Genomic DNA, 15,502 nt, shown 5'->3' on the forward strand with positions numbered 1-15,502 from the left:
CCCTCCTCCTTCGTATCCCCACGGTCGAAGCCCATAGCTATCTACACAAATGCATTCGAATCCCCGCGGCTTTGACCGCGGGGCCCAATGAATCTTATTCTCAGCCTCAATTTACTAAGCAGTTCATTCAATCTTTACTTCTGGCAGGATTATAGTTTTTCTAAGTTCTTGTTTAAACCCACCATGGGCCCCGCGGTCGTTGCCGCGGGGATTCGATAGCTAATGCATTTGTGTTGATAGCTATGGGTCGCAGCCGCGGGGATACGCATCGTCTATTGCCCCGGGAATGAGTTGCTCTATTCCGCAGAGCGAGGCTGTGTTCCGCGGCGCGCTGACTTAGCCTGAACGAATCAATCCTGAACCATCATACAGGCTGCATCAAAATCCGCCTGCGTATTAATATCCTGTCTCGGCCTGACACAGGCTTCCTCGATGCGAATTTTATATCCTGCCCATAAAACCCGTAATTGCTCCAATGACTCGCAAGTCTCCAGGGGGGCTGGTGTAAAACTGACATAATCAAGTATAAATGCCGCGCGATAAGCATATAAACCAATATGGCGAAATATATGTTCCATTGATTCCGGATTATCCCTGTTAAAAGGAATCGCACTGCGGGAAAAATACAATGCATTATTGAACTGATCGCGAACGACTTTAACCACATTCGGATTGTGTAGTTGTTCCTTCGTCTCCACAGGCCAGCACAGGCTGGCCATAGGCACTTCTGCATTTTGAAGGGTGGCGGCAACCTGCTGAATCAGCGAAGGTTCAATAAATGGCTCATCACCCTGAACATTCACGATGATATCCTCTGGTCGATAACTGCCTTTTCTAATTACCTCTGCAAGACGATCAGTTCCCGTTGGGTGCCTGCTATCAGTCATGATCACCGGAGCGCGAAAATTTTCGGCATGGTTTGCAATAATTTCACTGTCAGTCGCGATAAGCACTGACGAAGGTTTAGCCGCTACTACTTGCTCATAGACTCGTTGAATAATTGTTTTACCAGCCAGTTCCAGCATTAATTTGTTTGCAAGCCGGGAGGACTGATAACGTGCAGGAATAATGACATGATAATCAACACTCACAACTGCTCCTTCTCTTCCAGGGGAATCAAACGCCCTTCCTGTTCCAGCATGACTGGGATGTCACCGCGAATAGGGTAGGCGATTCGATCAAATGCGCAGATTAACTCCTCATCTTTTAATACAAGCTTGCCCTTGCACAAAGGGCAAACCAGAATTTCCAGCAAACGTTTGTCCATAGAAACTCCTTACTGAGTGATCTTGTTGCGGATATAAACCGGAGCAGCAGCAGCAACATCCACCGGAAAAATCTTACCGGCCTGCACCAAATGAATCATGGAGAGGGCATTGGGATAAGTCTCAATTTGCTGACTTATATTTCCCCGGGTGGACTCAGGCAAAAGAGGCAAATAGGGTTCAAAGCCTATGCCTGCCAAAACGATTGCCTCTCCAGACCCAACATGAATACTGACGGGATCGGATACCTGCTCTACTGTTTCATGCCGATCGTTAAAAATGCCCCAATAAACCTGCTGCATTCTGGCATCGATCATGGCCAGAATGGGGCATTCCGGATTAATTTTACCAGATGTCCTGACATTCCAGGCAATCGCCATAAGACTGCTGACAGGGAATAAGGGCAAATCATGCGCATAGGCCAAGGCTTTGGCAACTGAACAGGCAATTCTTAAACCCGTAAAGCTGCCAGGCCCCTGGCCGAAGACAATACCATCCAGCTGCTGCAGGCTGGTTTGATGACTGGCAAGTAATTCCTCAATCATGGGCAGCAGGGTTTGAGCATGCTTTCGCTGAACACTTTGTTCAATGACCATTTCACTGCCGTCAATGCTGATTGCAGCAAATGCATGCGAAGTGGAGGTATCAATACTCAATAATTTCTTCATCTAATGCCAATTGTTCAATAAAACGTAATACGGTTTGCTCATCGCGGGTTTTGCGAAGGGTGGGCAAACTGGAAAATATTTGCCTGCCATAATCCCTGCCCGTCAAACGGGGATCGGCGATCATCAGCACACCGCGATCATCAATATCACGGATAAGACGCCCCACACCTTGCTTTAAGGCCAATACCGCATTGGGAAGTGATAACTCATCAAAGCCGGACAACCCCTGGGATTTTAAATAAGCCATTTTGCCCCGGATCACAGGATCGGTCGGACTGGCAAAGGGTAGTTTATCGATAATTACGCAAGATAAGGCACTGCCCTTCACATCAACCCCTTCCCAGAACGTCGCAGTACCCAGTAGCACGGCATTACCCAGCTGGCGAAAACGGGCTAATAAAATCGGCTTTGCCTCATCCCCCTGAATAAGCAGCGGGTAGTTTAATGTATTGCCAAGCAATTGAGCAACCATTTTCAGTGCGCGGTGGCTGGTAAACAGGAAGAAGCAACGGCCCTTGCAAGCATTGATAACTGGCAAGGCTTTCTCCAGCAGCGCTTCATAATAACGAACATGTTTGGGATCAGGCAAATCCCTGGGTAAATATAATAAAGCCTGTTCCTGATAATTAAACGGACTGGGTAAAATCATTGTCTCAGCATTTTCCAGCCCCAGTGGTTTGAGGAAACAGTTAAATGAGGACTCCAGGGTCAAGGTAGCAGAAGTAAAGATATAGGCCGCTTGCTGTCTGCTGATTAGTTTTTTAAATGCCTGGGCTACTTCAAAGGGAGTGGCATGGCAGGTCAGGCTTTGTTTAAATCGTTCAATCCAGCGGATAAAAGGCTGGTTCCTGTCAGCCAAGCGTAAACTCAGCGACTTGAGCTCTTTGAATCGCGCCAGGCAATTGCCTATCCCCTTTTGCTCTTCACAGGCTGCATTTTCAATCCCGGCAATGAATTGATCAAGAATACTGAGCAGCGAATTCCAGGATGTTTCAAACTGCTTTTGTTTAATGACTTGCTCCCAAGGCAATTTTTCCTCTTCTCTGGCGATGGAGAGCAGCAACTGATCAATGGTTTTATCAAGTTCCATGGCCAGTTGTTTAAAGGGCTGATTGGGTAAATCCAGTACCGGCCATTCAAGCAGGAGATCATTTGCCGCTTCGGTTAATTGTCTGGTGCTTAAACGCTCACTGTTAAAAATCGCAGCAATCTCGGCCAATTGGTGTGCCTCATCAAAAACGACCACCTCCACACCAGGCAATAGTTCCGCAAATCCTTCTTCCTTCAGTTGCGAGTCTGCAAAGAACAGATGGTGATTGATTACCACCAGATCGGCATCCATGGCCTTTTTTCTCGCTTTTACGAGAAAACAGTCTTTATAGTGCTCACACTCGCTTCCCAGGCAGTTATCTGCTGTCGAAGTCGCATAAGGCCAGACTGCTGAATCTTCATTGATTTCAGGCAATTCGGAGCGTTCGCCAGTTTGCAGTAATGGCAGTTTTTCGCGGATAAACAGTAAATCATGTACCGCTTGTGCTTGAGTAAAGCGCCCTTCCTGGGCATGCAGCTCGGTTCGGTGCCGGCAAATATAATTGGCCCGCCCTTTTAAATTCTGAATTTGTAAGGATAAACCAAGCGCCCTAATCAGATTGGGTAAATCTTTTTGAAATAGTTGGTCTTGCAGAGTTTTTGTTGCAGTAGAAATAAGCGTTTTTTTGCCGCTAAGGAGACAGGGAACGAGATAAGCAAAGGTTTTTCCTGTCCCAGTACCGGCTTCAGCAATCAGGATAGCGTTTTTTTCAATACTGGCTGCAATAGCAGCAGCCAGCTCCACTTGCGCCTCCCGAGCTACAAAACCGGGAATAGCGGTGGACAATCGGCCATTTTCATTAAAAAGCCTTCTGCAATGAGCGATTGGATCTGTGCTGACTGAAATAGCGCTCACCAGTCTTTTTGCAGATATTGCAGTTTGTCTTTCACATCTTCCCAATCTTTCGCATCAGGAGGACCATCCTTTTTCACGGTGATGTTGGGCCATTTTTGAGACAACTCAGCATTTAATTCCTTAAAAACTTTTTCATTATCCTCTAAATCATCTTCTGATTTAATTGCATTTACAGGGCACTCCGGTTCGCAGAGGGCACAATCAATGCATTCATCCGGGTTAATCACCAGAAAATTAGGACCCTCATAAAAACAATCCACAGGACAAACTTCCACACAATCTGTGTACTTGCATTTAATACAACTTTCAGTAATTACGAAGGTCATTTCTTTTCTCTCAATAAAAATGATGCTTATTAAAACATAGAACTCACGAATTAATCCAGATAAAGAAGCGGCCCCTTGGGCACAATTTGGGTTGGATTAATCATGCGATGGCTAAAATAATAATGCTGTTTAATATGCTCGAAATTCACAGTATCGGCAACGCCTGGATGATGGTAAAGCCGTTTGAGATAAGCGAATAAATGCGGATAATCCATAATCCGCTGGCGATTGGTTTTAAAATGCCCGAAATAAACGGCATCAAAACGAATAAGGGTGGTAAACAAACGCCAATCTGCTTCGGTTAGCTGTTCACCTACAAGATATTGACGGCCAGATAAACGCGATTCCAGAAAATCCAGGCTATCAAACAGCTCCACAAATGCCCGCTCGTAAGCCTCCTGTGTCGTGGCAAAACCACAACGGTATACACCATTATTAACAGTGTTGTAAATTCGCTCATTAAGTTCATCAATTTCGGCACGCAGTTTGGGCGGATAAAAATCCTGGGTATCACCAGTAAGGGCATTGAAGCGGCTATTAAACTGGCGAATAATTTCTGCTGATTCGTTGGAAACAATCGTTTCTTTTTGGGTATCCCAGAGGACTGGCACAGTGACACGCCCTGTATAATCCGAAACCGCTTTTGTATACAGTTGATGTAGAAACTTCAGATCATACAATTTGTCCCCAGTCGCGTTAGAATCCTTTTTAAACTCCCAGCCATTATCCAGCATATGAGGATGAACAATGGACACGTCTATTATTGATTCGAGCTTTTTTAATTTTCGGAAAATCAGGGTTCGGTGGGCCCAGGGACAGGCCAGGGAAACATATAAATGATAGCGATTGGCTTCGGCAGGAAAATCAGCCTTGGGATCAGGACTTATTGCCTGGTGGAACTTGACATTTTCCCGTTTAAATTCCCCTTTGGTTTTATCAGTATCATACCATTGATCCTGCCACTGCCCATTTACTAATAGTCCCATGAACCTCTCCTGATTAATTATTATCCTAACAGGAAACCAAATCCTTTGGATATCTCGGCCAGACTGAATTTATTAAGAAACAGGGAAAAGCTCATCCAGGCGCTTAGAGCCGCCAGATCACGAAAGGGAGGCGGTAGATAAACAGCCGGCATTAACAGATCGTGAGCGCGCAGGTCCCTTAATAAGGGTATATCATCCAAGACCAGTTTGCCGCAGAATAACAGGGGAATCGCATCAACCCGCTGTTGGCTTATGGCAAAACGAATAAAATTGTAAATAAGAACAAAGCCTTTCGAATAGGATAAGTCCTTGGTGAATGGACCGCCGGTGGGGGTACTGCCGCGAAAGACTCTGACGGCATGATTATAACTGTCATCTTCCGTTAAGCCGCATTCGAGGAAATAACGATAGATATCAAGAAAATTAGCCCCCTGGCGTACTTTATCCAGAGCGATGACCCGATTGGTAATTTTACGTACCCGTCCAGGATAGGAGGAGAAAGTTACTATTTCGGTAATAACGGCTAATCCCTCTTGAATAACCGAACTGGAGGGAGAGCCTTTACCCAAAAAAAAGCAATAAGGCTGCATGGAACCGTTTAAGGTAGTGCCAACATGCACCCAGCCCTCGTGTACCTCAAGGTATTTTAAATCGCGATCGCTAAACATGGCATGCTGGCTTAACTTAATATTGTCAGCACCAGCGGAAGCATCTGCAACCATATCATCACTGACCACTACGGTCACTTTACCCGGATGCTGATCAAAATAGGCGCCCAGCCGGGCTTCCAGTATTTGTTGGGCCTGAAAAGGGGTATGGCGCTTTAAGTCAGCATCCGATTGCAATTGAACATCAAGGGCAGTTAATACATCGAACAGCAAGGTGCCCAATTCGGATAAACGCGGCCCGCCGGAATAAAAAACATCATTAGGGCTGCCGTATAAATCCATGGCAATTTCACTAAATGCAGGTGTTCCTCTGGCTTCCAGCATTTCAACTGCACGGCTGTACTCTTCACACTGGCGTTTTAACAAACGGGTAACAGGAGAGTATTGCCCCAGGGTATTATTTGCATCACGCAATATCAGACGAAACTCTTCTTTCTTTTCCTGGGCGTCGAAAGGCAGCGGTTTGTTATCATAATAGGCTTTATTAACCGGAGGCAGCTTTTGGGCTTTGTGTTCGAAGAACTCATTTTTAATGGAGTCATCCCATTTGATACTGTCCAGTATTCGAATTTTACGTTGCGCTTCCACCATTCGCTTGGAAAGCTCCTGGATAACTTTTAATTCGTCAGATTCACTGGACATTTCTTGTCAACCTCGCTGTTAGCCTGCTTGCTCACCTGCATCTAGCGGCGGAACAATACTTACTTGGGCGTTTTGTCTTTGATCAGGCAAATCGTAGAAATGACTGATATTTTCACTGGTCAGGGGCGGCGGTACATTAAGTGATGGTCCATTATGGCTTCCCAGATATAAATTTTCCCCATTGCTGGCATAGCGCGAGCAAGCAGAGAACAACACCATTATTATCATAACTATAAAGCATTTTTTCACAACTATCCCCATTATCTAAAAGAATTACAAAACTTTTTTATATTTTTCAGCATTATACGTCCTGCAAACCCCTGGATTCCGTGGACAAGCCACGGAAAGTAGACCTCCCCCCCACGGGAACATAGGCGACAGCCCCCCACGGAACCTCTCATCATCCTCCTACGTCCTGCGGCTTGTCCGCAGGATCCAGCGGCGGCAATTCATCCACCAGTTTAACTTGTTTGCTCCCAAGGGAGCAACACGGCTTTTCCTAAATCAACTGCAAGTCCTGCAGCGCTTTTTCCAGTGCTTCATGATAACTTTCAGACAAAGGAGTCAGGGGCAGGCGCAACTCATTTTCCAGTAAGTTCATTTTACTTAATGCCCATTTGGCAGGGATTGGATTCGCCTCGCAAAACAGTAACTTGTGAAGAGGCATTAACTGATCGTTATAGCGTAAACAGGCAGCCTGATCGCCATCAAATGCCGCGTCGCACATTTTGGCCATCAATCGGGGAGCGACATTGGCTGTGACTGATATAATGCCCTTGGCACCTGCCAGCATCCAGCGTGCGCCGGTTTCATCATCCCCGCTGTAGACATCCATTCGGGACTCACAAAGGCGCAGTATTTGCTGAAGCCTTGTCATTTGCCCTGTCGCCTCCTTGATACCAATAATATTTGAAATTTTGTCTAGCCTTGCGACTGTTTCTGGCAGCAAATCACAGGCAGTACGTCCGGGAACGTTATACAGAATGATTGGAATGGCAACATTTTCGGCAACGTGGCTATAATGCTGAAATAAACCTTCCTGAGTTGGCTTAATATAGGCTGGAGTCATGATGAGCGCCGCATGCGCTCCGCATTCCATTGCCATGCGGGTTAATTCAATGCAATCCCTGGTCGCATTGGCAGAAGTTCCGGCGATTACCGGAATACGCTCGCGGGTCTGCTCTATAACAGTTTTAATGACCAAGTGCTTCTCTTCTTTATTCAAAGTACCTGATTCTCCCGTGGTCCCTGCAGCCACGATCGCATGGGTGCCGGCGGCAATATGAAATTCAACCAGCTCGCGCAGCGCTTTTACATCCACCTTGTCTTCATGCAAGGGAGTGGTCAAAGCAACAATACTACCTCGGAACATAATGCCCTCATTTTTTTAGAATAATTTGCCAATACTACTGGTTGAATTATTTTTTCTCAAGGTTTCTTACAATAGATATAAAGTCATTTTTTAATCTAAATGATCAAAAATAGACTATCATGATTATGAAGGACCCTTAAAAGATGAGGAAAAACATCATGAAAAAAACCTTGGCGATTCTAACCTTTGTCGGCGCATCAACTACCTTTTTATCAGCCTGTACTAATACTGAAGTAGGAACTGCAACAGGTGCTGCAGCAGGTGCAGGTATTGGCTACGCGGTCTCCGGAGGAGATGCATTGGGAACAGCAATCGGAGCAGGTGCCGGTGCGCTGGTGGGCCATCATATAGGCAGGGAACAGGACAGACGCTACTATTACAATCGATATTACTATTATTGATTTGCAGGCCTCGTTGAGGCTTGAAGAGTATAGCTCCATCTCGAAGGCTTTGGGTATTGAGCCTTTGAGATGCTGGAGACAAGCCGCAGTAAGCAGGCCAAGTTTTTATTTGCATACAAAACTTATCGAACCTGTCCTCTCCAGGTATGCTTTTGAGACTTTGCTAAAGTCTTCAGTATTTAACTGACGCCTCATTTCAGCTATCACATCGTTTTCAGTGATGTGCAGTTTATTCATCGTTTTTTCCTGAAACTTTCCGTCATTGAGCAGCAAATAACAGCGCCCTTTCAAAATGTGTTCACAGGTTTCAAATCTTAAAGTGAGCATTGCAATAATGCGATGTAAAATGATGAGAGAGAATGTTGCAACCAGTGTTGATAATAAGTTTGCTGAACCATTAATGCCTCTGCTGATCAAGCCGCCTAATATGATAAGCAGCAGGTAATCAAATGAGGTTTGCAAATTAAATCGGCGGTTTCCATAACGTAAAATAATTGTGCTAATCAAAAAAAGGATAGTCGCTCGAATTATCATGTAGAGATAAGCCTGATCTTCGTTGATATGCTCCAGTATTTCCATCCAGTCCATTTATATTCCACGTGATTACTAACCTGTCATTCCTGCTTAACCTAACACGCCCCCTGCTATTCTTCAATACACATTTCTTAAATTAACCCATTGAATTGATGCGCTAATTCAAATTGCTGCTATACTTCTTCTCAGACCATTTTACAAGGATTGTGCTATGAAACTTCAGAATAAAGTTGCTGTCGTGACCGGTGCCGCCAGCGGAATTGGTAAGGAAATTGCCCTGCTCTATGCCAGTGAAGGCGCGAAAGTTGTCATTGCCGATTTGAATCTGGATCAGGCAGAACAGGTTGTCAGTGAAATTAAGGCCAAAGGCGGTGAAGCAATGGCTGTGGCAATGGATGTCACTAATGAAGACCAGGTTAATAAAGGGATTGAAGACGCCGTTAAAAAATTTGGCAATATCCATGTTCTGGTTAGCAATGCCGGTATTCAAATCATCGAATCGGTTGATAAACTGTCCCTGGCCAATTGGAAAAAAATGCTGGCAATCCATCTGGATGGCGCCTTTTTAACAACGCGCGCCTGTCTGAAACACATGTATGAGTCTGGCGAAGGCGGCAGCATTATCTACATGGGTTCTGTTCACTCCAAAGAAGCGTCAAAATTAAAAGCCCCTTACGTAACTGCAAAACATGGCCTTCTCGGACTGTGTAAAGTTGTCGCTAAAGAAGGCGCTGCCTATCGCGTGCGCTCTAATGTGATTTGCCCCGGCTTCGTAAGAACACCGCTTGTTGACAAGCAAATTCCGGAACAGGCCAAGGAATTAGGTATTAGCGAACAGGAAGTGATTAAAAATGTTATGCTGAAGGAGACAGTAGACGGTGAATTTACGACAGTGGATGATGTGGCTAATACCGCCCTGTTCCTGGCAGCTTTTGAAACCAATGCCCTTACTGGTCAATCCATCGTAGTTAGCCATGGCTGGTTTATGGAATAATAGCGTATAGCAAAAGGAGTTGAACATGAAGGAATCTGACGTGAGGGACAAGGCATTTGCCATGCCTTTATGCAGTCCAGCCTATCCCCGTGGACCCTATCGCTTTAATAACCGCGAATATTTAATCATCACTTATGAAACAGATATTGATTTGCTGCGCGAATTTGTACCGGCACCACTGGAAGTTACCGAGCCCCTGGTAAAATTTGAAGTCATCCGCATGCCCGATTCTACCGGTTTTGGTGATTATACTGAATCTGGGCAGGTTATTCCGGTAAGTTTTCGCGGGCGCAAGGGAGGCTATACGCATGCCATGTATCTGGATGATCTGCCGCCGATTGCTGCAGGGCGTGAAATCTGGGGTTTCCCCAAGAAACTGGCGAATCCCAAGCTTTACGTAGTGCAGGAAACCTTGATGGGCATCCTTGACTATGAAACCACACGTATTGCTACCGCCACAATGGGCTATAAATATGAGAGCCTGAACCACAAGAAAGTCCATGAATCCATGGTTAGCCCCTGCTACTTACTGAAACTCATCCCCCATGTCGATGGCACAACCCGTGTATGCGAACTGGTCGAGTATGAATTACAGGATGTGGTCATCAAAGGCGCCTGGACAGGTCCTGCTCAGCTGGAGCTTTTCCACCACGCGCTGGCCCCCATTGCCTTGTTGCCGGTCAAAAAAGTGGTTAGTGCAGTACATGTGCTTTCTGATTTGGTATTGCCTTACGGAAAAGTCGTATACGATTATTTGAAGTAAGGGGGAGTGCTTTCCCACGTATCCCCGTGGCGTAGACCCACGTATCCCCGCGGCGTAGTCCCACGTATCCCCGCGGCGTAGACCGCGGGGCCCATGCAGGATGTGCCAGCTGAAGTGCTCAGCAAGGATTATTAGATGGGCCCCGCGGTCCTCGCCGCGGGGATTCGGGTACTTTACCGCGGGGATTCGGGTACTTTACCGCGGGGATTCGGGTGCTTTACCGCGGGGATTCGTGGATATCGTTGATCATAGATTATTTTAAGTGGAAATAAGGAAATATATGCTGATTTTAGTTGGATATCTGGTTATTTTGGCGAGTGTATTCGGAGGATTTGCGCTAGCCGGTGGTCATTTGAAAGCCATATTCCAACCCGTGGAATTACTGATTATTGCCGGAGCAGCACTGGGTTCATTGATAGTGGGAAGCAGCCCGGCTGCTCTAAAATCGATTGCGAAAGCAATTCCTGCAGTTTTTAAAAGCCAGAAATCGCCAAAAGTAGTTTATATGGATCTGTTAAGCCTGATGTATGCCCTGCTCAATAAGGCCAGGCAGGAAGGGTTGATGTCTCTGGAAGCGGATATCGACGACCCCGAAAATAGTGCCATTTTTAGCCAATACCCGCGCATTACAGCCAAGCATCATATCATCAGCTTCATTTGCGATTATTTCCGCCTGATTATTACTTCGAACCTGCAGCCATTCCAACTGGAATCGCTGATGGATGCTGAAATAGAAACACATCATCAGGAAGAAATGATTCCCGCGAATGCAGTCACAAAACTTGCAGATGGAATGCCCGCTTTTGGTATTGTCGCAGCTGTTCTTGGGGTAGTGCATACCATGGAGTCCATTAATCTTCCACCGGCACAGCTAGGCGTACTTGTCGCACAGGCTCTGGTGGGCACTTTTCTGGGTATTCTATTGGGCTATGGTTTTATTGGTCCTGTTGCGCAAGCGATGGAACAACGCGCCAATCAGACACAGATTATGCTGAACTGCATTAAAGTCATCATCCTGGCCAGTTTGCACAATAACCCGCCTATCATTTCTTTAGAGTTTGGACGAAAAGTATTATTCAATGATGAACGACCTTCCTTCAATGAGCTCAGTGAGGAAATTAAAACGCCCAAAACGGCATAGGAATTCATATGGCCAGCAAAGAAGAAACACCCCCCATTATTATAAAAAAGAACCGGGGCCATCATTCTGGCCACCATGGAGGCTCGTGGAAAATTGCCTATGCGGATTTCGTAACCGCAATGATGGCCTTTTTTCTGCTAATGTGGCTGCTGGCTTCCTTAAATAAAGCACAGAAAGAAGGCTTGGCTGAGTATTTCAAACAACCGCTCAAAATATCGTTGATTAGCGGTGACAGTATGGGATCCCGTGAACTGACTGTACAAGGCGGCGGTGATAATCTGAAAAAAAAGGATGGCCAGGTTTCAGGGGATAACCAGCCTGCCAAGGAGGGTCAGCAATCGACTGCCGGCAATCTCCAGCAAAATGAAATGAAGCAGTTACAGGAACTGAAATCCAATATCATGCTCAGCATCGACAATGATCCTTCTTTGGCTGAGTTAAAAGATAGAATGTTGATGGATGTCACTTCTGAAGGATTACGTATCCAGTTGATAGATAATGACGACAAGCCGATGTTTGGATTGGGCAGTGACGAAATCGATCCGGCCATGGCGCAAATCCTTGCGAAAATTACAGTGCTGTTGAACGAGGTTCCTAATAAAGTCACTATCCAGGGTCATACAGATGCCCACCCCTACCACAATCCCGAGGATTTGGAACAAACCAACTGGGAACTCTCAACGCAGCGGGCTAATACCGCAAGAAGGGCTTTGCTGAAAGCAGGCTTGAAGGAGGATAAGGTCATGCGCGTTACCGGCTATGCATCCACGGTGTTATTGGATAAAAAGAATCCGTTGAATCCAAAAAATCGGCGCATCAGTATCATTGTGATGAAGAAAAATGCATCCGCTAAACTATTAGAGAATGATTAGGGCAATCTGTTCAGCCTGAGCATAGTATAGCTCCGTCTCGAAGGCTTGAACACCGTACGAGCCTACGAGACGCCGCTTGGGCTCCTCAGGCCGAAGAACCACAATAAACACAACCTATTGCAATTGCAGGTCTAAGTAAACTGATTCGTCAGGAACGACACTCTCCGCACGCTGCTCATTGCCATCCGGTTGAAAAAAGGACGGCCGATTGTTCTTTTGTCGATCAATATTTATTACAACCAGTTTGGCCTTAGCCCAAGCTATTTCTTTATCAATTTGAGAATACAATTCAGTACTATTAATACACTCCTTATCTAGCCCTTTCTTGCTTATATTAAGATGAATATTGCTACCAGTTTGACTAATGTATTCTTGTAGCTTTTCTTTTTGCAAGGCTGAAACAGGAATAAGATCCATTCGCATTTTATTTTTAAACCAATCTATTAAGCCCAGCATCATAAGTCCAAATAATGGCGTCAGACAACAAGCCCCGATCAACTGGTTTAAAGTCGTTTCCAAATTATGCCTGTTTGCATCGTCATCCATATACTGAAAGTCGGTTGAGTTTAAAATGTTACACATTGTGTCCATAATATTTAAACATACCTGAATATACAGGTCTGGGCATACTATATTTTCTAAAGGCGAGTAACCTGATTGGTTGCAATAAGCCATAGGATCTGAACCAAAGTGAAGAAAGTTTGGATAGTAATCCATGCACCCAAAAGAAACTGGCCTGCATTCCTCACCCCTGTGTTGCATAAATACGAATCTTTGCTTATACAAAAGGTCCTTCTGTTCCCAGTAAGGATTGAAGAACTTGTGATTTAAGCGGCCGATTACCGCTCCCAGTGCAGCCGTTAAAGTAACGCTGCCTAATACAGTTGAGGCTTGCCACCTGAAGAAGGGTTTCTTATATTGACTCTCCATTTCCTCGATTTCTGCTTTGAACTGTTTTAATTGATCAATTCGTATTTGCAATGCTTCTTGTTCAGAAATTACACTAGCCGTCTGTGTTTCAGGATTTATATCCGGATTTTCCACATTTATCTGATGAGAAAAACCATCACCTCTTTGAGGGAGTGAAAAAATACTAAAAACCTTACGAAACATAGACTTTCCTTATAAACTAATCGCCTAGTCATTTTTTAGTCATTCTAGCCACAAAGGATATGTCTCGCAATACAAAATATTTGCTTGGTTTCTCGCCTTTTCTGGCAATAGATCTCTGCTTTGTACCTGCCAAGGCTAATCAAATCCTCGCCTGCAATAATTCCTGCAAAGGTTTGGGAAGCAAGGATTGAAGTTTTATTCGTAACTTGTCTTCGTTTTTATGCCATAAGGTGCCCAGGTAAATGATAAGGAGGCCGATACAGGCCAAAGCCGCAGGGAATCCCAAACTGTCTTTAAATACATTGGATGCCAGATGTCCCAGATAAAAGGCCACACCTATTCCACCGAAGATAACAAACACTTTTCGGTTTAGAATCACACCAATAATGATCATCACTAGATTAATGCATAAATAGAAGAATTTTGACAGCTCACTGTCAGAACTCTGGCAGGTTAGCCCTCCCCAGAAGGCAATTACACCAAAAATATAAAGCCAGAATGCGTAATCAGCTGAGTGGCGCGAACGAACATCCACCCAAAAAGCAATCAGAACAGTGATTAGTCCGATATACATGGAAATCATCGCCTTGAAATCAAAATCCATAGAATGCGGATCAACAATTAAAGCAGCCACATCCATGGAAAGATACCAGAGTGTTACGGCGATTGGCATAATCATGAAAGGATATCGATACAGCCAGGCCATGATGACGCCGACTATTAGAGTGCCTAACTCCATATAAATCCAGTGCCAGTGCACCCAATAATGTAATTCATTGTAGACACTGTCATCAGGCCACCACCCCATCCCTTTTTGTAAACCATAAATCGCAATTGGGGTTAAAACGATTACAAAAGTGGCACAGATCCCGGCGGGTATCGGGTAGTTTTTCTTGGCCATGATATTGGCCAAGCCAAGCCCAACCACTGCATAAAGTAAGGAGACATAGAATATACCCATGCCGCCATAATGCTCCCAGCTGACATTCATGAACAAAGACATGGCACCAATGGCAATTAAGCCTCCCAGATAATAGAGGACATTGGTTAAATCAAAATGGGGTTCATGGGCTGATTCTACTTTGATGAATTCAAGTAACCGGGCTGCCTGAGTTTCATCAATGATTTTCTCTTCAACTGCTTTATGCAAAAGCCTGCTTGAAATTTTCATAGCCCCTCAATCTAAACTGAGCTTGTTTAAATAAATTATAGGTGGCTTGAAAAAATCTGAGATGAAATCTAAAAAAATATTTTAATTGAACTATTTAACGGTAAAGAGAATGCTGAAAAACAGCCATAGCACCAGGCAAATAAGCCAGGTATAGCGGAATGGCACTACGGTTTTACGCTTGCGCAGTGTAATGAAAATAAATGGAGGAAACAGTGTCAGAAATAATAAAAACAGGATCTGCACGGTTTCAGCAGCGAACTGTTGAAAAGGAAACAGTGAAGCGATATAACTCATAGCTGAATGGAAAACATATTTATTGGCAAGCAAAATCCATACGATCCAGTCTTCATATGCAGCAACAATAAATGATGCAATTAATAAGGGGAGAATCAATTTTACCCCGGGCAACGCAAAAATTTTCTTAAAAACACCGCCAAATTCTTCGGCAAAGAAAACGATAATTGCTGAGCACAATACAACCAAAGCCAGGGTTAACAACACAATTCGTTCTCCAGTGTCGAAATCTGCGAAAATTGCTATTGATCAAACTATAACCCTGATGGACTTTGCTTATCAAGTTAATTAACAAAGCCCGCCGGAAGTCGCTGCAAGGGTTTGATAGCACAGCAGCATGTGTTAAT

At 44.8% G+C, this 15,502-nt stretch carries 18 protein-coding genes; 5 read left to right on the top strand and 13 right to left on the bottom strand.

Features of this window, described 5'->3' with window-relative positions:
* Positions 1–350: 350 nt before the first annotated feature.
* From kdsB to dapA, 9 genes are all read right to left on the bottom strand, one after another.
* Positions 351–1,091, bottom strand: a complete 741-nt coding sequence (gene kdsB, locus DYH42_RS10970; protein WP_058523644.1) for a 3-deoxy-manno-octulosonate cytidylyltransferase — start codon at positions 1,089–1,091, stop codon at positions 351–353.
* Positions 1,088–1,267 carry a Trm112 family protein gene (locus DYH42_RS10975; protein WP_058523643.1) on the bottom strand — a complete coding sequence of 60 codons (180 nt, stop codon included), beginning with the start codon at positions 1,265–1,267 and terminating at the stop codon, positions 1,088–1,090. Before DYH42_RS10975 ends, kdsB begins: the two co-directional genes overlap by 4 nt.
* Positions 1,268–1,276: 9 nt before the next feature.
* Complete coding sequence (gene tsaB / locus DYH42_RS10980; RefSeq protein WP_058523642.1) at positions 1,277–1,933, bottom strand: tRNA (adenosine(37)-N6)-threonylcarbamoyltransferase complex dimerization subunit type 1 TsaB; 657 nt, start codon at positions 1,931–1,933, stop codon at positions 1,277–1,279.
* Positions 1,911–3,878, bottom strand: a complete 1,968-nt coding sequence (gene yoaA, locus DYH42_RS10985) for a DNA repair helicase YoaA (protein WP_420324123.1) — start codon at positions 3,876–3,878, stop codon at positions 1,911–1,913. Before yoaA ends, tsaB begins: the two co-directional genes overlap by 23 nt.
* Positions 3,875–4,204 (bottom strand): ferredoxin FdxA, encoded by a 330-nt coding sequence (gene fdxA, locus DYH42_RS10990; protein WP_058523641.1) that lies wholly within the window; start codon positions 4,202–4,204, stop codon positions 3,875–3,877. The genes yoaA and fdxA overlap by 4 nt, the downstream gene beginning before the upstream one ends.
* 50 nt (positions 4,205–4,254) lie before the next feature.
* The gene (locus tag DYH42_RS10995; protein WP_058523640.1) at positions 4,255–5,190 is read right to left on the bottom strand and encodes a glutathione S-transferase family protein; all 936 of its coding nucleotides are present in this window, start codon (positions 5,188–5,190) and stop codon (positions 4,255–4,257) included.
* Between the two features lie 20 nt (positions 5,191–5,210).
* Positions 5,211–6,500 (bottom strand): flavohemoglobin expression-modulating QEGLA motif protein, encoded by a 1,290-nt coding sequence (locus DYH42_RS11000; protein WP_058523639.1) that lies wholly within the window; start codon positions 6,498–6,500, stop codon positions 5,211–5,213.
* A gap of 18 nt (positions 6,501–6,518) precedes the next feature.
* Positions 6,519–6,728, bottom strand: a complete 210-nt coding sequence (locus DYH42_RS11005; RefSeq protein WP_237759013.1) for a hypothetical protein — start codon at positions 6,726–6,728, stop codon at positions 6,519–6,521.
* Positions 6,729–6,999: 271 nt separating this feature from the next.
* Positions 7,000–7,872 carry a 4-hydroxy-tetrahydrodipicolinate synthase gene (gene dapA, locus DYH42_RS11010; RefSeq protein WP_058523637.1) on the bottom strand — a complete coding sequence of 291 codons (873 nt, stop codon included), beginning with the start codon at positions 7,870–7,872 and terminating at the stop codon, positions 7,000–7,002.
* A gap of 158 nt (positions 7,873–8,030) precedes the next feature.
* Between dapA and DYH42_RS11015 the strand changes: the two genes are divergently transcribed.
* Positions 8,031–8,273: a glycine zipper domain-containing protein gene (locus DYH42_RS11015; RefSeq protein ID WP_058523636.1), complete on the top strand. Its 243-nt coding sequence runs from the start codon at positions 8,031–8,033 to the stop codon at positions 8,271–8,273.
* A gap of 105 nt (positions 8,274–8,378) precedes the next feature.
* Here the strand turns inward: DYH42_RS11015 and DYH42_RS11020 are convergent, their stop codons facing one another.
* Positions 8,379–8,861 carry a DUF421 domain-containing protein gene (locus tag DYH42_RS11020; RefSeq protein ID WP_058523635.1) on the bottom strand — a complete coding sequence of 161 codons (483 nt, stop codon included), beginning with the start codon at positions 8,859–8,861 and terminating at the stop codon, positions 8,379–8,381.
* A gap of 157 nt (positions 8,862–9,018) precedes the next feature.
* On the opposite strand from DYH42_RS11020, the gene DYH42_RS11025 reads away from it, so the two are divergent.
* From DYH42_RS11025 to motB, 4 genes are all read left to right on the top strand, one after another.
* Positions 9,019–9,801 (top strand): 3-hydroxybutyrate dehydrogenase, encoded by a 783-nt coding sequence (locus DYH42_RS11025; protein WP_058523634.1) that lies wholly within the window; start codon positions 9,019–9,021, stop codon positions 9,799–9,801.
* A gap of 25 nt (positions 9,802–9,826) precedes the next feature.
* Complete coding sequence (locus DYH42_RS11030; protein WP_058523633.1) at positions 9,827–10,564, top strand: acetoacetate decarboxylase; 738 nt, start codon at positions 9,827–9,829, stop codon at positions 10,562–10,564.
* Between the two features lie 280 nt (positions 10,565–10,844).
* Complete coding sequence (gene motA / locus DYH42_RS11035; RefSeq protein WP_058523632.1) at positions 10,845–11,705, top strand: flagellar motor stator protein MotA; 861 nt, start codon at positions 10,845–10,847, stop codon at positions 11,703–11,705.
* A gap of 8 nt (positions 11,706–11,713) precedes the next feature.
* Positions 11,714–12,577: a flagellar motor protein MotB gene (motB, locus tag DYH42_RS11040; protein WP_058523631.1), complete on the top strand. Its 864-nt coding sequence runs from the start codon at positions 11,714–11,716 to the stop codon at positions 12,575–12,577.
* Positions 12,578–12,691: 114 nt separating this feature from the next.
* On the opposite strand, the gene DYH42_RS11045 is transcribed toward motB, so the two are convergent.
* From DYH42_RS11045 to DYH42_RS11055, 3 genes are all read right to left on the bottom strand, one after another.
* Positions 12,692–13,690, bottom strand: coding sequence for a hypothetical protein (locus DYH42_RS11045; protein WP_058523630.1), 999 nt, complete (start codon positions 13,688–13,690; stop codon positions 12,692–12,694).
* Positions 13,691–13,829: 139 nt separating this feature from the next.
* Positions 13,830–14,861, bottom strand: coding sequence for a DUF2157 domain-containing protein (locus DYH42_RS11050; protein WP_058523629.1), 1,032 nt, complete (start codon positions 14,859–14,861; stop codon positions 13,830–13,832).
* A 90-nt stretch (positions 14,862–14,951) separates the two neighbouring features.
* Positions 14,952–15,362 carry a hypothetical protein gene (locus DYH42_RS11055; protein ID WP_058523628.1) on the bottom strand — a complete coding sequence of 137 codons (411 nt, stop codon included), beginning with the start codon at positions 15,360–15,362 and terminating at the stop codon, positions 14,952–14,954.
* Positions 15,363–15,502 lie beyond the last annotated feature (140 nt).

The sequence above is a fragment of the Legionella birminghamensis genome (genome assembly GCF_900452515.1).
Lineage (GTDB): Bacteria > Pseudomonadota > Gammaproteobacteria > Legionellales > Legionellaceae > Legionella_C > Legionella_C birminghamensis.